26 protein-coding genes are annotated in these 19786 nt (G+C 65.4%); 1 reads left to right on the top strand and 25 read right to left on the bottom strand.

From position 1 onward, the window contains the following. Window positions 1-15 precede the first annotated feature (15 nt). The 25 genes from AC1VXD_RS09970 to AC1VXD_RS09850 all read right to left on the bottom strand — a co-directional run bounded on the left by AC1VXD_RS09970 (window position 16) and on the right by AC1VXD_RS09850 (window position 19469). The gene (locus AC1VXD_RS09970) at window positions 16-2988 is read right to left on the bottom strand and encodes a host specificity factor TipJ family phage tail protein (RefSeq protein WP_482991925.1); all 2973 of its coding nucleotides are present in this window, start codon (window positions 2986-2988) and stop codon (window positions 16-18) included. Between the two features lie 89 nt (window positions 2989-3077). Then, the gene (locus AC1VXD_RS09965; protein ID WP_482991924.1) at window positions 3078-3455 is read right to left on the bottom strand and encodes a hypothetical protein; all 378 of its coding nucleotides are present in this window, start codon (window positions 3453-3455) and stop codon (window positions 3078-3080) included. Then, window positions 3452-3934 (bottom strand): DUF1833 family protein, encoded by a 483-nt coding sequence (locus AC1VXD_RS09960; RefSeq protein ID WP_482991923.1) that lies wholly within the window; start codon window positions 3932-3934, stop codon window positions 3452-3454. The genes AC1VXD_RS09965 and AC1VXD_RS09960 overlap by 4 nt, the downstream gene beginning before the upstream one ends. After that, window positions 3931-4389, bottom strand: a complete 459-nt coding sequence (locus AC1VXD_RS09955) for a hypothetical protein (protein WP_482991922.1) — start codon at window positions 4387-4389, stop codon at window positions 3931-3933. Before AC1VXD_RS09955 ends, AC1VXD_RS09960 begins: the two co-directional genes overlap by 4 nt. Further along, complete coding sequence (locus AC1VXD_RS09950; RefSeq protein WP_482991921.1) at window positions 4389-6878, bottom strand: phage tail length tape measure family protein; 2490 nt, start codon at window positions 6876-6878, stop codon at window positions 4389-4391. The genes AC1VXD_RS09955 and AC1VXD_RS09950 overlap by 1 nt, the downstream gene beginning before the upstream one ends. 63 nt (window positions 6879-6941) lie before the next feature. Next, entirely contained in the window at window positions 6942-7151 is a 210-nt protein-coding gene (locus AC1VXD_RS09945) for a phage tail assembly protein T (RefSeq protein WP_482991944.1), read from the bottom strand. An 83-nt stretch (window positions 7152-7234) separates the two neighbouring features. Further along, window positions 7235-7624, bottom strand: coding sequence for a phage tail assembly chaperone family protein, TAC (locus AC1VXD_RS09940; protein WP_482991920.1), 390 nt, complete (start codon window positions 7622-7624; stop codon window positions 7235-7237). Continuing rightward, window positions 7621-8340: a phage tail tube protein gene (locus AC1VXD_RS09935; RefSeq protein WP_482991919.1), complete on the bottom strand. Its 720-nt coding sequence runs from the start codon at window positions 8338-8340 to the stop codon at window positions 7621-7623. Before AC1VXD_RS09935 ends, AC1VXD_RS09940 begins: the two co-directional genes overlap by 4 nt. A gap of 62 nt (window positions 8341-8402) precedes the next feature. Then, window positions 8403-8768 (bottom strand): tail completion protein gp17, encoded by a 366-nt coding sequence (gp17, locus tag AC1VXD_RS09930; RefSeq protein WP_482991918.1) that lies wholly within the window; start codon window positions 8766-8768, stop codon window positions 8403-8405. Beyond that, window positions 8765-9247: an HK97-gp10 family putative phage morphogenesis protein gene (locus AC1VXD_RS09925; RefSeq protein WP_180836782.1), complete on the bottom strand. Its 483-nt coding sequence runs from the start codon at window positions 9245-9247 to the stop codon at window positions 8765-8767. Before AC1VXD_RS09925 ends, gp17 begins: the two co-directional genes overlap by 4 nt. Beyond that, window positions 9240-9575, bottom strand: a complete 336-nt coding sequence (locus tag AC1VXD_RS09920; RefSeq protein ID WP_482991917.1) for a phage head closure protein — start codon at window positions 9573-9575, stop codon at window positions 9240-9242. The genes AC1VXD_RS09925 and AC1VXD_RS09920 overlap by 8 nt, the downstream gene beginning before the upstream one ends. Then, complete coding sequence (locus AC1VXD_RS09915; protein WP_482991916.1) at window positions 9572-9778, bottom strand: hypothetical protein; 207 nt, start codon at window positions 9776-9778, stop codon at window positions 9572-9574. Before AC1VXD_RS09915 ends, AC1VXD_RS09920 begins: the two co-directional genes overlap by 4 nt. A 61-nt stretch (window positions 9779-9839) precedes the next feature. Continuing rightward, the gene (locus AC1VXD_RS09910; RefSeq protein ID WP_482991915.1) at window positions 9840-10235 is read right to left on the bottom strand and encodes a head-tail connector protein; all 396 of its coding nucleotides are present in this window, start codon (window positions 10233-10235) and stop codon (window positions 9840-9842) included. After that, window positions 10228-11103 carry a hypothetical protein gene (locus AC1VXD_RS09905; RefSeq protein WP_482991914.1) on the bottom strand — a complete coding sequence of 292 codons (876 nt, stop codon included), beginning with the start codon at window positions 11101-11103 and terminating at the stop codon, window positions 10228-10230. The genes AC1VXD_RS09910 and AC1VXD_RS09905 overlap by 8 nt, the downstream gene beginning before the upstream one ends. After that, entirely contained in the window at window positions 11096-12526 is a 1431-nt protein-coding gene (locus AC1VXD_RS09900; protein ID WP_482991913.1) for a phage portal protein, read from the bottom strand. Before AC1VXD_RS09900 ends, AC1VXD_RS09905 begins: the two co-directional genes overlap by 8 nt. Then, window positions 12526-12792, bottom strand: coding sequence for a hypothetical protein (locus tag AC1VXD_RS09895; RefSeq protein ID WP_482991912.1), 267 nt, complete (start codon window positions 12790-12792; stop codon window positions 12526-12528). Before AC1VXD_RS09895 ends, AC1VXD_RS09900 begins: the two co-directional genes overlap by 1 nt. A gap of 58 nt (window positions 12793-12850) precedes the next feature. Beyond that, window positions 12851-14260 carry a phage major capsid protein gene (locus AC1VXD_RS09890; protein WP_329894343.1) on the bottom strand — a complete coding sequence of 470 codons (1410 nt, stop codon included), beginning with the start codon at window positions 14258-14260 and terminating at the stop codon, window positions 12851-12853. A 111-nt stretch (window positions 14261-14371) separates the two neighbouring features. Next, complete coding sequence (locus tag AC1VXD_RS09885; protein WP_482991911.1) at window positions 14372-14944, bottom strand: HK97 family phage prohead protease; 573 nt, start codon at window positions 14942-14944, stop codon at window positions 14372-14374. A gap of 3 nt (window positions 14945-14947) precedes the next feature. Beyond that, complete coding sequence (locus AC1VXD_RS09880) at window positions 14948-16624, bottom strand: terminase large subunit (protein ID WP_482991910.1); 1677 nt, start codon at window positions 16622-16624, stop codon at window positions 14948-14950. A 70-nt stretch (window positions 16625-16694) separates the two neighbouring features. After that, window positions 16695-17111 carry a terminase gene (locus tag AC1VXD_RS09875; RefSeq protein WP_099559413.1) on the bottom strand — a complete coding sequence of 139 codons (417 nt, stop codon included), beginning with the start codon at window positions 17109-17111 and terminating at the stop codon, window positions 16695-16697. 110 nt (window positions 17112-17221) lie between these two features. Further along, window positions 17222-17560 (bottom strand): HNH endonuclease, encoded by a 339-nt coding sequence (locus tag AC1VXD_RS09870; protein ID WP_482991909.1) that lies wholly within the window; start codon window positions 17558-17560, stop codon window positions 17222-17224. 29 nt (window positions 17561-17589) lie between these two features. After that, the gene (locus AC1VXD_RS09865; RefSeq protein WP_482991908.1) at window positions 17590-17871 is read right to left on the bottom strand and encodes a hypothetical protein; all 282 of its coding nucleotides are present in this window, start codon (window positions 17869-17871) and stop codon (window positions 17590-17592) included. Between the two features lies 1 nt (window position 17872). Next, window positions 17873-18355 (bottom strand): hypothetical protein, encoded by a 483-nt coding sequence (locus AC1VXD_RS09860; RefSeq protein WP_482991907.1) that lies wholly within the window; start codon window positions 18353-18355, stop codon window positions 17873-17875. Next, entirely contained in the window at window positions 18352-18807 is a 456-nt protein-coding gene (locus AC1VXD_RS09855; RefSeq protein WP_482991906.1) for a hypothetical protein, read from the bottom strand. Before AC1VXD_RS09855 ends, AC1VXD_RS09860 begins: the two co-directional genes overlap by 4 nt. Further along, on the bottom strand, window positions 18804-19469 hold the full coding sequence (locus AC1VXD_RS09850; protein WP_482991905.1) for a glycoside hydrolase family 19 protein: 666 nt from the start codon (window positions 19467-19469) through the stop codon (window positions 18804-18806). The genes AC1VXD_RS09855 and AC1VXD_RS09850 overlap by 4 nt, the downstream gene beginning before the upstream one ends. Window positions 19470-19585: 116 nt before the next feature. On the opposite strand from AC1VXD_RS09850, the gene AC1VXD_RS09845 reads away from it, so the two are divergent. After that, window positions 19586-19786 carry a hypothetical protein gene (locus tag AC1VXD_RS09845; protein WP_482991904.1) on the top strand — a complete coding sequence of 67 codons (201 nt, stop codon included), beginning with the start codon at window positions 19586-19588 and terminating at the stop codon, window positions 19784-19786.

Below are 19786 nucleotides of genomic sequence, written 5' to 3'. Positions count from 1 at the left end.
GCGTCTCCAGTGGTGCTACGGCGCGTTGGCGTCGTCGTATTGGTAGAAGGCGGGGTCGTACTGCAGGGCGGTCAGCTCGACCGAGCCGTCTTCGCCTGGCGTGAGGTCGGCCAGCACAGCGTCATACCCAGCGCGCGTGCTGTCGCAGAAGATCAGCTCCGGCGGGTCAATCGTCGGGTCGTCCATGATCCAGGTGTTGAAGGCGTGCTCACCCGGCAACGCCGAGGCCGCGATGGTCAGCCGGTGGTCGTCCACCTTCGTGGGCACGATCACGTTCGACAGCGTTCCGTCCTGGAACCGCACCAGGCACCGCGGCGCCGGCAGACTCCAGTCCAGGTACTCGCCCACCTCGATCAGCAGCCGCGTGCCATCCAGCCGCGCCGACTCGATCATGGTGCTGGTGGTGCTCGACCCGGGAATGTCGTCGAACAGCTTCACCCGGTCCCCGTATTGGTAGACCAGGCCCATCATCTCGGTCTTGGTCTTGTAGGTCAGGCGCTGGCCTTGATGCTTCATCAGCCGGCGCATGCCGATGCGGTACGCGCGATCGCGCGTGCCGACACCCTGCAGCTCGTAGGTCTCCACCTTCCATGGCTCGGTCACGCCCGGCAGCCGGCATTCCACCGTCTCGGCCGCCCACGTCACCTCGTCGATGTAGGTCACGTCCACGCCGTCGTAGTCGTCCGGCCCGGGCGAGATGAACGACGTGCTAAGGGGCTCCAGCTGGCGCTGGGGCGAGATACCGCCGCGCCAGGCCTTCACCCCTTCCCTGCCCGCCGAGCACATCGAATCGATCAGCAGGAAGTAACCCATGCCGGCCTGGGCGGCCATCTGCAGCAGGTCCAGCGCGCTGGTGCCGGACTTCTCCGCGCTGAAGTCGAAGAACTCCCCGCGCGGCGTCCAGTAAATGTCCTCCAGGTGCTGCAGCGTCTCCGTGTCGATCTGGTCGAACGGCAGGCCCAGCGAGCGCATCACATGGACCATCGCCCCGCTGATGCTGCGCGCCGCGCCATCGTCGTACAGGCGCGTGGCCTCCACGTTGAACCGGCGGTCGGTCTGGGCGGCCAGCTTCGTGCCGGTGGTGACCGTCAGGCCGATGGTGGTCAGGTCGTCGTAGCGGGTCGGCCGCTGCGGCAGGCGCGCGCGCAGGCCCTGCCAGAAACAGGCGTCCCGCGCCGAGTTGCCGCCGCGCTCAGTCACCCGACGCACGCGCACCTCCAGCTGCCCTGGTGTGGTCAGGTTGATGCGCTCGGTGAAGCCCAGCGCGTCCTCGGAAGTGGCCGTGTAGGTGTGCGTGCGCACGGACCAGGCATCGCCCGATCCGAACACGCGGTAGCCCACGCGCACGGTCACCGTGAAGGTGCGCTTGTTGCCCTTGTCGGTGTACCAGATCAGGCCGCCTGGGAAGTTGAAGTCGTACTCGAACGCGTCCGTCGTCTCGCCACTGGGGCATACCAGGAACGGCCCCAGCCACTCCTCGCCCTCCTGGAACCCGGTGGCCCGGTAGTCAGTGGCCGTCCGGGCGGTCCAGCCTGGCCAGCTGGTGTCGACCACTCCGCCCTCGGTAAGGCGCTGCACGGTCAGGGTCAGGCCGGATACCGAGCTGATACGGTACTCGCTCTGTCCACGCGACATGGACAGCGAGATAGACCCCGGCGGCAAGCCGCCAAAGGCCGTTCCGGTCGCGCTGTCATAGGCCAGGGTGACGCGCGGCTGGGTCGCCGGCGTTCCACCGGTCGTGGCGTCGCCGGCTGTGGTGGTCGGGCTGCTGCCGAACACAGTGGACGGCAGGCCACTGAACGTGATGATGCCGCCGGCGTAGGGGCTCTCCGCTTCTGCGATGGTTACAACCCCGCCCGACTGTGTGGCCACCAGCCCACTGTCCACCAGCTGGTCATTGATGGCAGTAAGCAGCACGCCAAGGGTGATGTAGTTGGCAACCAATGCCACGCTGTACGTGGTGCCGCGCCAACTGATGCCAAAGGTGACCGGAGAACTGCTGAAATCGAAGTTGCTGGCAGCGGCCGAGCCCACCAGCTTCGCAGGGCTGCCGCCATGACCCGGCACGGCCGGAGAGCCGGGGGTGTAGCTGGCCACGTACAGCGCATAGTCGGCGCCGTTGTAGGTCAGCAGCACCGGCATGCCAACGAAGGGCGCCAGCTCAGCCACGGCGCTGCCGGCAATGATCGAGTACAGGCCGCTGGTCGTGGCAGTGAACGTCGCCGCGACCTTCAACGTCAGCACTGCCCCCACCACCCAGCTGCTGGGCACCGACGTGGCCGGCCGCTCCTTGCCATTGGCATCGGTGATGGTGGCGTTGTTCAGGGTGATGACGTTTCCAGATACCGTAACCGCGTCCGCATTGATGCCGGTGGCCACGTCCGCCGTGTCGCTCAGGTCCAGGCCAGCGGTGCCGGAGGCCGTGGCGCCCACCTCAGTCGAATTCACCCAGTTCTCGGAACGCACGTCACCGCCCACGTCCGCGCCCGGCGGGTAGATGGTGATATCCACGTCGCTGCCGAAGGAGCTGATGGGCGTGTTGCCCAGGCGCGCGGATCCCAGCGGGATGACGTGCCGGCCCTTCCCCACGCACACGAACATCTGGGTGCGGTAGGTCTTGCCACCGACGAACCGCGACACCGGCTGCACCAGGTAGTCGGCCCACACCCGGCATCGCCCCAGAACCTCGCGCACGGGGCTGCCGAGGCGCGCGGTGTTCGCCCGCGCCGTGTCCAGACTGAGGGTGTCGCCCTGGCCGTACCGGCTGCCAGAGGGAAGGTTCGACGCCATGTAGATGGCATAGGCAGCCACGACGGCAACGACCACCCAGTAAACCACCGCAGCCGCACCCTCGTAATGGGGCACCGGGTAGATGCACACGTCGGAATCGCCGTCGATCCACGTGTCTGCCCACGCCGAAGAGTGCACGGCCAGGCCGTCCACATCCAGTTCGATCGGCTGCTCACCCTGGCCGGTGTAGCCAGCCACGTTGGACCGCAACCATCCGTCCACAGTGGTCCTGCCGTGCCGATGCGTTTCCAGTGCCTCGCCGGGCATACGCGACGGAAACACCCGGATCACGCGTAATACTCCACGCGGTTAAACCGGCGCTCGAACCGAGACACCGGAAGGACGGTCACATTCCGGCCGTCGTTGCACTCCAACGTGCACATGCGGCCCTCCACCTCCACCAGCACGGCCACGTGCGTCACCATGCTGCCCTCGTAGCAAAACGCCACAGCACCCTGCACGAGGTCGCTGCCGGCGTGCTGCAGGACGGCCTGCTGCGCCAGCTCGGGCAATTCCTCACGGGTGGCGCCGGGATGCTCGTCCCAGGCAGGCAAGCCCAGATCCCGGCGGACCTCGTTGACCACGCCGTAGCAGTCCAGCTCGGGGAACACGCGGCCGCCACTGACCCAGACCACGTCCAGGTACTTTTCCAGATCGATCTTCATGAGATGTAGCGCAGCCCGGGGTGCTTGGAGAGGTTGAAGCGATCGCGCGGCCAGGCCGTGTCGAGGATGTTCATGAAGCCGGCCGTGACCTGGACCTCAGTGGCGGACCACTGTCCGCCCTTGATGTCCATCGAGAGCGGGCGCTTGATGGGTGCCAGCAGATCGCTGCTGAGGTACACACGCAGGGTCACGGTCATTTTCTGGCGCGCAGCCAGCGCGGCGCGGATCTTGGTGCTGACCACGCCGTCGATGTTGGTCAGGGCGAAGCGCAGATCTTGCACGCCGTCGGCGTTGCGCGCCGGCTTCGCCACGTCCATCCCGCAGGCCTTGAAGGTGACCTGCTCGCCCGTTTCCAGCACCGCCCGCAGATCCTCCCAGCCCCTGATGAGGTAGTGGGTCTCGCTGCCGACGGTGATGGCCAGCGTCTCGTGCTCGATCTCGCTTCCGCCGGAGGCGTAGAGCCGTTCGAGGATGCTCATGGCTGTGGCCACTCCCTGTTGGCTGCCAGGTCAATCACGTTGGCCTGCAGGATTCCCTCCGGGTATTCCGACCAGCCATCGGCAAGCAGAGGCCGCAGATACAGCTCCAGCTGCGCGGTGAACATCCACAGGTTTGAGTTGGTCAGCGTCGGGCCGTCGTAGATGTCGGTGAACCGCGCCTTGTAGTAGTCCATGCCCAACGGGCTGCGCAGGCGGCATGCGAACCAGGCGACACCGTCAATCAGCCGTTCCTGGAACCACTTCTCGAACAGCGCAGCCTGCTGGTCATTGAGCAGCCAGCGCACCTCCGTCTGGCTGGGTGTGGCGGTATAGGCCCGCCGCGGCAGCGACCGACCACTCACGAAGGTGGACCGCGCCAGCGGCGACACGTGGCGCAGTCCGTAGCCCTCCCGCAGCGGCTCGGGCAACCACTTCGGCTGCATGATCAGCGCCATTACCCGACCTTCCTTCTGACATTCCAGTTAGACCGCATCGCGCGCGATTGGGGGCCGGTCCCGGAGGTGGTGTCCGCAACCCTGTCCTGCCGCGCCAGCGTCACGGCACGGGTGACCGTCTCCTGCAACATCAGCCGCTCGCGCTCGCTGATGGATCCGTTGACGTTGAAGTTGAACTCGTTGGTATCGCCCCTGCCGCCACCGTCGGTGTCGCGTGAGACGCGGTCCAGGGTTGCATCCAGCTTTGCGCTGGTCGCCGCCGTGGTGACCCGCTCGCCCTTTTGAAGCAACCACGTGCCCGTCTCGGGAACGCTGTCGATGCCGTCGTGGGCCATGCCGACCGCGGCGATGTTGGAGACGATGCCGGCGGTCGCCGCAGCCACCGAAGCAATGGCGGCAAGGTTGGTCGGCCAAGGGTTTGCCGCCGCCATCGCCATACCCTGCTGAATGGCAATGACCGACTGAGCGATCGCTGCGGCCTTCTGGACCACAAACGCCGCCTTGTAGAGGGCGGACTGCTCGCCGAAGCTGGTGCGCATCACATCGGTGATGCTCCCCAATGCGGACTGAGCCTCCGTCGCGGCCACCTGCCAGCGAGCCCGGTCAAGCCGGTCGAGGTTCGCCTGATGTTCCTCGCGGAGCTTCAGCTCCTTGGCGTTCCAGTCCGTTTCCAGATCGAGGCGCGCCTGCCTCTGCTCCTCCAGCGCCTCAAGCTGGGACTGCAGCTTCTTCTTCTCGGCCTCCTCCGCTTCATCGATCTTGGAGAATTCGCCTCGGGAACCACCGAAAAGAGCGTCCGGCCCCTTGTAGTCGGACGATCCATTTCCGCCGACCTGGTCGATCACTTTTCCAGCGGTTGCAACGTAGTCAGCATCATTGGCTGCGCCCACGGCCGCGGCGGCCTGCAGCACCTTCAAACGATCCCGGGCCAGGTCGACACCCAGCGAATCTTTTTTGTTGAGTTCGTCCTTCAGCTTGACGAAAGCTTCGGTGGCCTTGGCCGCCTCTTCGTTGGCCGACTTCACCCCAGCCAATCGATCAATTTCGGTGGCCAGCGCGCGCAGTCGCTCCTGGTGCGCAGCGTTCAGCCCCTGCAGGCTCCCGTACGTCATTTCAAAGTTCAGCCGCTGCAACTCCGTCGCCCGGCCCGAACGATCAGAACTGGTGTCGAACAGCGCGATCTGGCGTTGCAGCTGCAGCGAGGAGGACTCATAGGCACGCTGCAGCTGCTGCTGCCCGGCCAAGCGCTTCTTGGCATTCTCGGCATCAGCTGCGGCTGCAGCTGCGGCTTCGCGCGCAGCAGCATCGCCGGTGACTCCTGTCGGCTCGACCTTCGCTGCACTTGCCGCCTTGGCTGCCAGCTCCAGCATGCGCCGGCCCTCTTCCAGCTTTCGCTGCTCGTTGGCGAGCTCGCCACGCAGGCGCTGCATTACCTTATCCGGGCTGGAAATCAGATCGGACGGAATCAGCTCGCTGGCGTTGAGCATGGAGAAGCCCAGCGTGCCCTTCGAGTTCTTCACAGCCGCCAGCGTCTTCTGCAGGCGCTCGATGCGGTCTTCCACGCGCACCACGTCGGCCATGTCAGGTCCGCTGACGCGTGCAGCCAGGCTCTCTGCCACGAACTTGGTCACGTTGGCCGCGGTGGATGCGAACTTGGCCATCGTGCCGATGGCTTCAACCGCGCCCGAGATCAGGTTGTTGAAGCCCTCTCTCGTGGCCGGATCGTTCAGCGTCTCGATCAGCGTATTGACCGCGTCCGTGGCGCCCTTCAGGCTCCCGTCCTTGGCGGTGGTGATGTCATTGAGGGTGTTGCCCAGGGCCTGCAGCGCTCCGCCGAAGGTGTCACGCGCCGCCTGCGCCGCGCCGGCGTACGACTCTTCAAGGATCTCCAGGATCATCATTTGGGCCTCGCCTTCCTTGCCGGCCTTGACCAGCTCGTCGATCGTGCCCCGCACTTCCTTGGTGAAGGCTGCACCGAAGCCCTGCTGTGCGAGCGCGGCGGCCGCCTTGCTGGGCGATTCCAGCGCACGGCCGATAGTCTCCGCCGACTGGCTGACACTGATGCCCAGACGCGCCGACTGGTCGATGACCGCCTGCATGGCCCTGGGAATGTTGGACGCCAGGATGCCCGAGTACGAAAGCAGGCGGGTCTGGGCCTCGACGATCTCGCCGCCGCTGAACGTTGACTTGCTCGACAGGGTGTCGGCCATGTCCAGCAGCTGCTGCCGGGTGTAACCGGCCGCGCCACCGGTGGAGCGGATGATGGCATCCAGCTGGGCAACCTCGCGCTCTGCCGCGATGGTGTTGCGCCCGATCATTACCACCGCGGCGGCGATGGCGGTGCCCAGAGCAATGCCGGCCAGCTTTGCCTCGGCCTCGACCTTCTTTCGCCACTGCTCCGCCCGGCGCTCGGACTTGTCCAGGCCGGACGCGAAGCCGCCGACCTCGGCGATAACGTCGATGGTCAGCGTACCAAGGGACCGGGACATAGCTCTCTCTGCTGCAGGGGCTGGCCGGTGGCCAGCCGGGTTAATGCGCGCACTACGTCCCGGCTACCACTGCTTCATCGCCTCCTCGAGGCTGATGGGCTCGGCATCCACGTAGGGCATGAAGTCGGTGGCCGTGAACGCAGCGCTACCTGGCTTGCGGTTCGAGTTGGCGAACATCGCGGCCAGCATCCCTGCTGCTGCGTCCAGCCGGCCACCCAGGTTCAAGCTGCCGCGCCGGGCGCGGTACAGGCTCCAGAGCTGGAACTCCCGGATGCCGAGGCACTCCTTTGCCTCGGCGATGCTGCGGCCGCCAATCCCGTTCAGGACCAGCTCGCACCACAGCTCGTCCTCCGGGGTCAGCTCGTAGCTTTTCCCAGGTTGTTTACCTCGCCGATGGCCATCAGCAGCGCCACGGACAGGTTGCCGTCCAGGGCACCTCGCTCTGGATCGGCCTCACCGGTTATATCCGCGACGGTGAACACGGGCTTGCCGCTCTCGTCGCAGATGCTGGCCGCGATGCGGCCGGCAACGCCGTCGTGCTTGTTCGTGGCAGACAGCACGTCGGACACCGCCGTCTGGAAGCCCAGCGGCCGCACGTAGACCGTGGCGGTCAGCTCCTCGTCGCCCCGCTTCCAGCGGATCTCCTTTTCCACTGGCCGGCCAGTGAACGCGCCGGCCTTCTGCAGGTCGGCAACGCTCAGGTTCACCACACGCGCGGTGGCCGTCTTCTTGGAAGCCCGGCTCACGGCGTGGCCGCCTTACGCAGCCAGACGCCCGGGCCGCTGCGCTGCATGGTGGCCGCGGTGGTGACGACGGTGTTGCCCTGGAAGTCGAACGGGAAGTCGCTGACGTAAGCCTGGAAGGTGTACCAGGTGCGGGTGTTCGGCAGCACCAGCTCTGCGACGGTGGAGAGTTCCGCCGTCGCAGCGGCTCCGGTGCCAGCACCGCCACTGAAGGCAACGGTCGGCGGGGTCGTGTAGCCGGTGCCCGGGTTGGTGATGTTGACGCCGATCACCGAGCCGGAATCAACGATGGCCGTGGCGGTGGCACCGCTGCCGCCGCCACCGGTGATGGTCACGGTCGGTGCCGAGGTGTAGCCGGAGCCGCCGTTGGTAACCTCGATACTCGACAGGCTGCCGACCTGCTGCACGGTGGGCTCAATATCCACACCGTCGGACCAGCCGATGGCCCACGGGATCGGATCGCCGTCTTCCTCCTGCTCACCCAGCTGCCACATCAGGTAGTGGCTGTCGTTCTTCGGGTCAGCGTTGATGGTCACCGAAGCCTGGCCGGGCGTGCGCAGGCCTTTCTTGTAGGTACGCGCCTTGGTCTCGGAAAGGCAGGTGTCGTCGATCTGGTCCGCCGGCGCGGTGCCGGGGTTGAAGGCCGTGATGCACTCGATCTCGCGGACAACGCCGTTGATCAGGCCGTACAGCTGGGTTCCTTGGGTCAGGATGCTCATCGTTTCTCCTGCGGGCATAAAAAACCCCGCAGTGCGGGGCGTGGGTGGGGTTGTAGCGGGCGTTACCGGGGGACCAGCCAGTCCACATCGAACGACAGGCGCAGCAGCTTCGTCTCGGGGTCGAGCATCTGGCCTCCCCAGCGGGTGATGTACCCACGGGGTTCGAAGGCATCACGCAGGGCCTTCGCACCCTGGATCAGCGGTGCCTCGTCCTTCGCATAGACGTCGATCTGCGTAGTCAGTGCGTCAACGTCGGGCCTCTGGGCCAAGTAGTTCTCGGGCATGCCCAACACCGTCTGCCAGACCGCGTAGGGCAGCGCTGGCGGATTCTCGATCAGGCCGAACGGGTAGACGCGGGTGGGATTGGCACCGAAGGCCTGCAGGACCGACGGCGAGGCCAGGCACAGCTGGAAGATCGGGGGGATCATGCAGCCCCCTGTTTTGCCAGCACGCGGTCCAGCGCCTGGTTGAAGCTGCGCGCGAACACGTCGACGGCCTTCTGGCCGGCCTGATCCGGCACGGGCCGGAAGATCGGCTGGGCGGCCATCTTCGAAGTGCCGAACTCCAGCAGGCGCCAGTACCAGGTGATGCCGCCCGGGTTGCTGGTTCCGAGCTGCGCCGCGCGGCCGGCCTGGGCGCCGCCCAGCACACCGACGCGGAAGGCCAGCACGCCATCCTGCTTGAAGGCGCGGCCATTCCAGCGCACCGCAACGTTCTTCCAGATGGCGGTCTCGGTTTCGTGGTCATCCACCCGGCGGGCGTTGCTCTGCGCCTGGTCACGCAGCACGTTGGCCGCCCGGCGCAAGGCGGCCCGCCCGCCCTTGTAGTTCACCTCGCGCTTCACCTGCGCCATCTTGTTGCGGATTCCGTCCAGGCCGCTCACATCGAATCGGATGCCATCAGCCATCGTTGACACCCTCGCTGCAGGGGAGCGTGAGGTATTCGAGGCCGCTGACCGGATCGGGCAGCACGCCCTGGATGTTCAGGATCTTGCCGCGGTGGATCAACCGGCACTTGTCGGTCACGTCGTCGCGCTGGCGGATGGTCACCCGCATGGTGACCTCGCTGTCCACCGCCTTGGCAGCGACCAGCTCGCGGGCCGACAGCGCGGCCACCTCGGCCCACACATCGGCCAGCGGCTCCCAGCTGACCGTCTGCGCGCCGGTTTCAGGCGACTGGCCGTGCACCTGCCGTTGCAGCTGCACCCGGTGGCGCAGACGGCCGGCGGCGATCATCGCGGCTTCCCGCTCAGGTAGTTGCCGGCCCCGGCCGCCTCCGCCTCGCCGCCTTCACTGTCGCAGAGGTAGTCCACCAGACGGTTAACCGCCTTGGCGTTCTCCAGGTCGGCCTTCGTCTTTTCCTGCAGCGCCGCCACCAGCTGGTGCGTCGCCTCGGTCTGGGCGCGCAGGGCGGCCAGCAATTCGCTTTGCTCGTTCATTCGCTTCTCGCATCCATTTCATGAGCCAGGCGCGCCGGCGCGCGCAGCCGGAGCAGGCCACTTACGCCACCGTGGAGCGCCGTAGCGGCGCCAGCAGGGCAGTTGCAGCGCGAGACAGAACGTAACCATGCCCGGCATCGGCGGGCACCGTGTTGTCGCCCTCGCCCTCCCGGAACCGGTAGTGGCTTGCCAGCTCCACCAGCGTGGCAAGCACCACCTGCGAAGCGAGCACCGGTTCCCCTTCATCGTCCACAACCGGCACGGGGAACCCGTCACGGCCGATGATCGGCGCGCCAGCGCCGTCCCGCTGAATTTCATAGCGCCGCCATGGTGACTTCAGCCAGCTATCCACCGCCGCGCTCACGGCCGGTATGGCAAACGCCAACCAGAGGTCGTCGGCACCAGGATCAAGCCGGAGCTGCTCCTGGGCCTGCGCCTTGGTCACGAACTCAACCATCGCCGTCTCCCAGGCTCACAGGCCCAGCTGGAACCCGCACGCTCCGGCCGTCCTTGCCGTCGCGGCCCTTCCGGGCGGCCAAGATCCAATCGTCGGTGTTCTCCAGGCATGGCCTGGACGCGGTCGCGCGCTTTGCGATCCAGAGCGCACCGTCATGGGTCACCGACTGGCCCGCCTTCATGCCGAGTCCGTCCCGGTGGAAGCCCCTGTGCACCATGTACGGCAGAACCAGCTCCGTCCTGCGCTCGCCTGAGCCAAGAGTGATGACGAACCCGCGCTCGCTGTCGTACTCGCCGGAGGCAGTGTCGAAGCTGATGCCGTGCTGGCCGTCCTCACCGTCCCGGCCAACCACGACACCAAGACGGATGGCCTCACCCTTCGTGGTCGTAATGATCAGCTCCCCCCTGCGATCGATCATGGCGCCGGCCAGGCCCACACCATCAGCGCCAGCCTGCGGCGGGTGCGCCGCGAGGTGCTTTGCCACTGCCGCTGCAATCTGCTGCTCGGTGACAGGCTCCGCATCAAGCCCATCTTTCGGGACCGGAAGTGCCTCAACCGCAGCCTTCACCGTTGCCAGAATCACTGCCGGATCGGCATCGCGGCCGTTCTGAACCGGGTTGGCTTCGAAGTGCTTGGACACGGCGTCTACCGTGGCAACGTCCACGAGAGTCAGCAGTCGCGGCGAGTCCAGCAACTTGGCCACGACCAGGTCGGCCAGAGCCTCCACATCGACAGGATCAGCATTCCTTCCGGGATCACCTTTCTCCGGAGCGCGCTGTCGCAGCTCCTCCAGCTCTCGCTTGAGGGGTGCGACCGCCTCACGGATCAGGGCGCCGATCTCCGTGCCGAAGTCGATGGGATCAGTCATTGCGGAATACCTCGGCCCGTGCGGCGCGCAGGGCCATCAAGATGAAGTTCGACTGCTGCAGAGACCTCAGCTCGTCGTCAGCAGCAGGCTGGTCGTCTTCCGGATATTCAGCGTCAGGGCCCGGTTCGGTCGGAGCCACGATCCTGTTCTGCCTGACCTGATCCAGCGGGAAGTCCTGCTGCTGCATATAGACCGTATCGCCACCCTCCAGAGGGGGAAGGTTGAACACCAACCGCGCCTCGTTCGGGGTTTCAATGCCGCCGCCGGTCAGGGTGTTGTGCACCTCGGCCTGCTTGCCAACATCCATCCGCAGAAGCGGCTCCAAATCAAGCTCGACGCCCATCGGGCGGGAAATACCCAGACCCTCGTCCAGCAGCTCCTCCATGGCCTCGATGTGCGCCTGGAGGGCATCCGAGTAGTACAGCTGGTTGATGTCATCGACCTTCATCCCAGCAGGAATCGACCCAATGCCGATCTTGAAAGGAGGGATGCCGAACGGCTGGCATACCTGCTCGTCGGAGTACCGCATCTGCTCAACCAGCTGGGAGTCGGCAGCCTTGAATGCGAAGGGTGTGAACTTCATGTCCGCACCGATCACCGCCACCTTGCCCGCGTTGGATCCCTGGAAGCTGGTGTTCCAGTATTCCTTAACGGCTTGGGCATCCTCGTCGGACATGCCGGCGGGCGCGGTCAGAATGCCGCCCGGATTCGCTCCGTTGGAGAAGAAGTTGGTGGAATCCTTGAGGATCTTCAGGTTCTTCACCGCCGGCCACTGTGCAGCGCACAGGGGCGGGACACCGATGAGCTGATGGTGGAAGCAGTTCATCCGATCGTGGATGATCTCGCTCGCCGGAACAACCAGCTGCTCACCGGGATAGTTCTCGGGCAGAAGATTGGTCCCGGCGCTGTAGTTCAGCTGGTAGAACACGTCGCCACTATCGGACACCATCGGCTGAACACTGCACGGGTCCAAGATCCACAGCTTGTTGACCACGTTCCTCTCGTCCCGACCCTTCAGGACATAGGTGTTGCCCTGGGCGAGCTTCGACAGCATCCAGGCTGAGCGGAACTGTTGCGACGTCTGGTAACTGTTCTGCTTCCGCAGCACGGGCCAGTAGGCGGTGTTGTTCCTATCTACGCGCCAGATACCGCTGGAATCCTCTGCCTTAAGCACGAAAGGAAGCTTTCCGACATCCGACGCGATGCGGTTCAGGCACGCATACAGAGTCGGATAGGTGAGCACCGACTCATGCCGCTCTTCCAAGTTCCGCTGCCAGGCGCCGGTGAAGGGCTCTCGCACCAGGGAATGCCAGCCCCCCATTCCGACGGACGCATGCACGGGGTGCAGCGACTTGAGGTAGTCAGTCCCGTACCTGCGCACACCGGCCTCGGTGGCCAATTCACGGGGCGAGAATCCAGCCATCAGAATTCGTCCTTCGCCGGCGCCGTCTTCGGCACGGCAGAACCTTTTCCCTTCTTGGCGGCCGTGCGCGCGGGTTTCCCGTCGTCAACCTTTGCCGGTTGCTTCAACACTTCCGGAGCTGCCGGCTGCGGCGGCGCTACTGGGGCGGCTGCCGACTGCGCCTGCATGTCGCGCCGCTGGTAGCCACCATGAGCTTCCAGGAGGCGGGCCAGCCTGGCGTCCACACTGAAAACGCGGTTCCGCCGGATCATCTCGATCTTCGCCATACCTTTCTCCCGGGGAAAAGAAGGCGGGGGCCGAAGCCCCCGCCGAGAACTACAGAAATCAGCCGCCACCACCGCCGGCGTCGACCGGATTGCCCCACTCGACACCGGTCAAGTACGAGACCGCCTGCGGCCGACGCTTCTTCCAGTTCACGAAGCGCTCGGCACGGATGGCCAGCTGGTTCGTCTGGAACATGCTCTGGATCTGCGCGATCGTCGGAGTGGCGGTCGCGTCATCGTCCATGATGATCGTGGCCTCGCGGCTGACATCGATGGTGACCACTCCGTCGTCCGCCAGGTAGATCTCGCTGGCGAAGGCCAGGATGAACATGCCCGACGGGACGTAGTTGGACACGACCAGCGGCACGCCATCGATGTCGCCACCGGTCATCGAGACGTTGGGGAACTCACGGGCCATCAGCGGATTGCGCAGGCCGGACAGGCGACGTGCGGTAGCGCTGTCGGTGATGTAGACCGCACTCGACACCGGCAGATTGGTATCGTCGGCCGTGGCCCACAGAGCCTGGATATCGGCGTACACGTCGCCCGTGGAAGGGATCGCGGTCACGCCATTGGTGATCGAGGCCGGCGACAGACCAGCGCCAGTGGCAGCGGCCTTCGCCGGATCGACGAAGTCCTCGTCCATGCGCTCGATGACCGCGTCGGACAGGTCGTCGCGCACCAGGATCTGGATCGACGGGTCGGAGAAGCGCGCCAGCTCCTCGGTGATCACCGAAATGCCGGCAATCTTGGCCCACTTCAGCTCCGTCGCGTCGTAGCCCGACTTGGTCACCGGCTTGCGGAAGCCCTCCCCCACCCACTGTGCACGGCCCTTGGCGGTCTTGCCTGGGATGCGGACGTTGAACGGGACGCGGCGCAGGCCCGGCACGTTACCCTGGCCGAGCTGGCCGATGATGGTGCGCGGCCGCAGGAAATCGACGAACTCGCTCGACAGGTTCTGATACTGGACCAGGTTGCCGGCCCAAGACGGATCGGTGGTGTTGCCAGCGGCAACTGCCGCTTTCATGATTTCGTTCAGCCGCACATCGTCGCGGAAGGTGTTGTCCGCGAAGGCCTTGGCGCTGGAAACGTCGCCCTTGCCCGCGTACATCGCCATGGCGAATCGGGCAAAGCCGATGCCCTGCTCTTCGTTCCTGCGGCTGTGGATCAGAGCCGGGCCCTTGCCACTGGCGGCGCCGGCGGCGCGCTTCGGATCGGTCGCGGAGCCGTTTTCCTGGACGATCTGCGCGGCCGGCACAGCGGACTTCGCCTGCACGGCGAGCAGTCGGGTCAGGCGGTCGATGTCATCGTCCAGGGACTTGATCTGGTCTTCGATGCTGTCGAACTCTTCTTTTTCGCCGGTGTCCATCGAACGGCTTTCGTCCATGGACTTCTGGGCGACTTCGTTGAGCTTCTTCTGCTGGGCGTCACGCGTGGCGCGGAGCTTCTCCAGCTGTTCCTGAATGGTCATCTTGATCTCTCTGAGATTGGCGCAGCCCTTCGGCCCGAGTTCCACCCCGGGCGGTGCCTGCAAAATGTAGGGAAGCGGGTTCCACCCCGCATGGCCCAGCGGGCCGTTACTTCAGTCCAGCAACTTCACTGCGCCGCCAGGAGGCCGCGCTACCACCGCCTTCTGGCACTGAATCAGGGGCACGCCGTAGCTGCTGCGGCGGCGCGTTCCACTGGTATCCATGGCCTTGATGCTCTGGATCGTTGCGGCGGCGTTGGCCGGGATCGTCACCAGAGAGAGCTCGTAGATCTCGCACTCGGTGAATCGAATTCCACCGCCATCCATGTAGCTGTACTCGAGGGCCCGGAAGCCGATCGACACGCCACGCACCAGCTTTTCCTTGACCGACTGCCAGGCCAGATCGCACATGTCCTTGAGCGCGCCCGGGGTGGCGATCCTCGCCACGCTAGCGGTGAAGGGAATTCCATCTTTCGTCGGCTTGCCGAACTTGACGATGCCCACCGGGCTGTCGTGCCGGTGCTGCCAGAGCAGCGGAAGCTCTGCAGCGAACTTCGCGCCCAGAGGCTCGACCACATCGCCGTAGCGGTCAGGCTCGGGCGTTGTCGCCCAGCCGGTGATCACCTGCTCGTCGTCGTCGTAGTTCTTGACCTCCAGCAGGCTGTAGGCGCGGTTGTCGTTCTTCATGGGCTATCCCAGGGTCATGAGGACAAGCTTCTTGTCACTCTTTTCTTCAGCAACGGGGATGCTGATACCAACAGCCATCAGCAGCGCGGTCATGTCGTCGATCTTCTCGCTCGATCGTTTCTTGTCGGGCGCCATGTTCAGGTTCTGGTCTCGCCGCGCCACCAAGTTGGAAGCGCACCAGGTCAGCACCGGATCTCCGTCATGGACGAAGCGCTTGCCCACGTAGGCGCGCTCAAGATCCTGCATAGCCGGGTGATACGACTTCGGCCCCTGGATGAACTGCACCATCGGAACGCCGGCGGCAAGAAGCCGACCCACAACCTCCGTGGCGTTCCAGCTATCGAATGCGATCGACTGAACGTTGAACCGAGAGACGACGTCCAGAATCGACCTCTCGATATGGGCGTAGTCGGTTACCTCGCCCTCCGTGGTTTCGAGGTGGCCAGACGCTACCCAGCCTGCGTACGGCACCGTGCCGCGCTCGGTCCGCTGCTTTACTGCCTCTTCTGGAACCCAGCGTCGGCCCCAGGTGATGATCTTCCCGTCCACCCGCCACACAAGCCGGAACGACGTCAGGTCGCTAGTGCTGGCCAGATCCAGCCCACCCCAGCAGGGAACGTCCTTCAGCGCCTCAAGGTCGACCACCCCGGAGCAGGCAGCCCACTTGCGTAGCGCGACCCAACCGTTTGCCGCCGAAGCCGGCCGGTTCAGCCTCTTGATCTGGAACTCAGCCAGCTTGGACGGCATGGCCTTGGCCTCGACCGCCTCCTTTCGGATGGCCCCCAGAAGGTGAGGGTTTACTTCCATCAGAGGGTTGGCCTTCCGCCAACTCGCCTCGTCGAAATCCTCGTCCTCTTCGTCGACCGCGTAGAACACGGCCAGGTAGTGGTCGGCCGTGTGCTTAAACACGCCGGCCAGCAGCTGTTTCACGAACTGCCGAATCTCGGCCCAGGGGCCGGGGTTGGTGTATCCCTCGGTTGTGGTGAACAACCAGAGAGGGTTGCGGCGGGCACCCGCAGCGGACTGCAGGACGTTCAGCAGATCAGGGCTCTTGTGCGCGTGGATCTCATCAAGCCCCACGTGCGACGGGTTCAAACCGTCTTGAGTGCTTGCCTTCGCGTGAATGGGCTTGAAGCTGGCGCCGATCTCCATGCGGCTGATCGACTTGGCCCAGGTCTCAAGCCCGTACGCCTCCCGAAGGTCCGGCGTCTTCTCCACCATCCGCTTTGCGACGTTGAAGATGATCGAAGCCTGCGGGAAGGTGGTGGCCGCCGAAATGACCTGGGCGCCTTCCTCGTTCTCGCAGCACTGGCAGTACAGAAGGATCGCCGAGGCCAGGGTCGACTTGGCGTTCTTGCGTGCCACGGCAAACAGCGCCGATGTGAAGCGGCGGGTGCCATCGAGCTTCCGGAACCCAAACAGCTGCACCACGAAAAAGACGTGGGACCGGTGCAAGCGGATCTCGGGAGTCTCCCAAGCGCCCTCAACGTGCGGAAGCAGCTCAATGAAGCCGCAAGCGTGTGCTGCATGCGTGGGTGAAAACGTGAACGCTGACCCTCTCTTCTTCGCGCGGGCCAGGTCGTCCAGGAAGCGCTTGGCCGCCTGGCGAATCAGCAAGCCGAAGGCCTTTCCCTTCCGATCCTCCACCGCCTCCTGCGCGTAGTCGATGGCCACAGCCACGTAGTCGGCGGGATCCGGGCGGGGCCGGCGCCGGGGCCGCGCTGCGGTCTTTGGCTTCGCTGGCCTCTTGCTACTTGGCGAGCGCCGGAAGGGCGCCGAACTTGTTGCCGGGCTTTTTCTCGGCGCCACCAGAACTCACCTTGCGTCTGCTCGCCGGCGTCATACCGAACTCGGACATCAGCGCTTTCAGCGCGGTCTGTTCAGCGGCTGTGATATCCACCCCTGCCATCTGCTTGGCCACCTGGACCTGCCAGGCGTAGCAGAGCTGCTGCAGTGCATACAGGTCCACCGTCTGGAGAACCTTGGCTGCCACCAGCTGGGGGCCGAGGTCATTCCACATTGCAGCCCCGTTGACGTTCAGGTGCTGCGGTGGGTCGGGGAATACGTCGATCAGGTCGAACTCGGGAGCGTCAGGCGCCTCACGGTCCGGCCGGGCAGTTCCGGCAATCACCTTGAGGGCCGGAGCGGTCGGCTTCCGTCCTCTCATTTTTGAAATCTCAATTTTGACGGTGCGATAAAACGTTTGGGCGCACGGTCAGGGAGGCGAACCGCCCCAACTTTTGACCCTCCCCCCGCCCTATCTGCCTTTGTTGCGATTCATTCTCGTCTGCGCCCGCGTTTCGGGGTCGCCTTGGCGCCTCGGTGCCAGTTGCCGAACCCGCCGTCCTGGGTCGCGGTCTTGCGGTCGTGGCAGGGCTTGCAGAGGGGCTGCCAGTTGTCGGTGTCCCAGAACAGCGCCTGGCTGCCCTTGTGCGGGGTGATGTGGTCGACCACCGTCGCGGCCGTGACGTGCCCCGACCGCTGGCACTCTGCGCAGAGTGGGTGCCTGAGCAGGAATGTCGCGCGAGCGCGCTGCCATCGGCTGCCGTAGCCACGCTCGGCCGTCGTCTGCCTCACTGCCGCCGGCGGTACGTGCACCGCCGCCTGCCGTGGCATGGCGTTGTGCTTCGGTGCCCGCCGCGGCATCAGCTGCCGTCCGACGGGATCGGCTTCCCCTGCACCTGCTCGATGGCATCGAACTGCGCCTCGTACAGATCGAGGCAGCGCTTGCGGCCGTTGCTCACCTCGAACACAGTAGACGGCTTTCCGGCACGCGCCCAGGTGCAGCGCTTCGTCAGCGCCGCATCGATCGGAACGAACGTGGCAACGGGGACACGGATGACAGCGGGTGCTGGCGGGTTGGGCTTGGGTGCCGACGACTGGCAGGACGCCAGACAGAAGGCCGCAGCCAGGACGATCAGTCGCACGTCAGTACCCCTTCAAGGCTGGGCAGGCAGAGTCGAGCAGTTCCAGCGCGGCCTTGCATGTATCAGGCCGCTGCTCGTAGCGGCCCCGCCAGGTAGCTGCATCCTTCTCGGACGTTTCGATCCGTCCGGCCAAGGTCTGCAGGGCGGCAGCGCTCTCAGCCTTCAGGGCCTCCAGCTTCATAGCCTCGGCGCGAAGAGCGGCAGCGACCTCGGCCAGTCGCTGGTCGCGGCTGTCCACATCGGCCTGCAGACGCTCAGCATCTGCCTTCCAGTCGGCCTTGACCTTGACCACCTGCGCGCTCAGATCGCGGATGCGCTGCTCCTTCTCATACGCGGAGAGGCCAGAGACCAGGCAGCCGAAGGCCAGCACCGCGCAGACGAGCTTGATCTTGCTGCCCGGCTTTCGCAGCCACTGGAACGCATCAGCTGCAGCGCCGATGACCAGCTCCCACACCGAACGGAGAAACATCAGAAGCACGCTCATGGCTTGTCGCCTCCGATTGCGCCAGTGGCCTTCTCGACCAGACGCACGTAGCCGGGCAGCAGCCGGCGGATCAGGACGCCGGACAGGCCAGCCAGCGGCAGCTGCGGCGCGCCAGCGAGGGTCGGCCAGATCGATGCGGCCACAGCGATGACCCAAGCTGCGACGATGGCGTATGCCAGGACCGCTACGGCCAAGGCCGCCCAGCGGGCGGCCGTCTGCAGAAGGCGATGGCCACGACGGCGGTTCGCATCCGCCGCCACCCGTTCCGCATCCTTTTCCGGCAGCAGCAGCACGCCGATCAGTGCGCCCGCCATGGCCACCAGAAGCACCGATTGGGGCACGCCCAGGATGATGCGCTCTGCTGCCCGCAATGCGTCAGCGGTGGCCGGCGCCACGACCGCCGCAGTGAACGTGCCGACGATGGTCTTGAGAGTGCTCACGGGCTCGGTCACGCGGCCAGCACCTTCAGCGCGCGCGCATAGCGCGACCTGCGATCAGCGGCACCGGTCTGCCCGCCGTTCACTCGTTCAGTGATCTCGTCGAATCGGCCGGCGTCAGCCAGCTTGTTCAGGGATCGGGCATCCCAGAAGGCACCAGCCGCCAGCGCGCCCCACTTGGGCTGCTCCAGCGCTTCCGGCTGGGCCTCGAAGTCGGGCACGCCCTTGATACCCTTGGCACGCAGGGCATCCCGGATCGCGGCATAGTTGGCGCGGCCAGTGTTCTGGATCGGGCCACGGCCACGGAATCGGTAGCCGTCGCCGCTCGCCTCGGAGCCGTTGCCCAGGCGGTTGGCGTATGCGTTGTTGCCGATCGCTACCGGCTTCCGCTCCAGCGCGCGCGCCAGATCGTTCGGCTTCCTCGGCTTGGCCTTGGGATCCACGGCGTAGCGGCTGGGCCAGGTATCGGCCATGCCCTGCGCGCCGTAGTTCAGGTTCTCGACGGTCCTGCTAAGGCTGCCGGACTCATGCCCCACCTGCGCCAGGAATGCGGCCGCGCGCTTCGGGGTGCTGATGCCGAACGCCGTGCAGGCTTCGGACAGGGGCTGCGCCCACTGGGCGGCGACGGCGGCACTGCAGCCAACCGCCTGCTGGATTGTCGAGGCGGTCAGGATCATGACGGGTCCGAAAACAGAAAGCCCGGCTCAGTGGCCGGGCAGGGTCGCGTGCGATGGTAGGAATTTACTGGTAAAAGTGCGGAGGTGTCACCTCCGCACTCAAGGACAGGCTGCAGATGATCAACATCCTCAATCAGTATGTCGTCAGGCCCGATCACATTTCAGGTGTTGGCCCGATCATGGCCGCGCCCAACCAACCGGCCCTGCGTAAGTTCGACGTGTATCTAATTGGCGGTCAGACGCTTGAGGTTAAGGCCGCTGCAGATGCGGCTATACAGGCGAGAGAACAGGCTATCAACGCTGCAGATATGGTCTGA

The sequence above is a fragment of the Stenotrophomonas sp. STEN054 genome (assembly GCF_056854535.1).
This window is presented reverse-complemented; position numbering and strand designations above follow the sequence as displayed.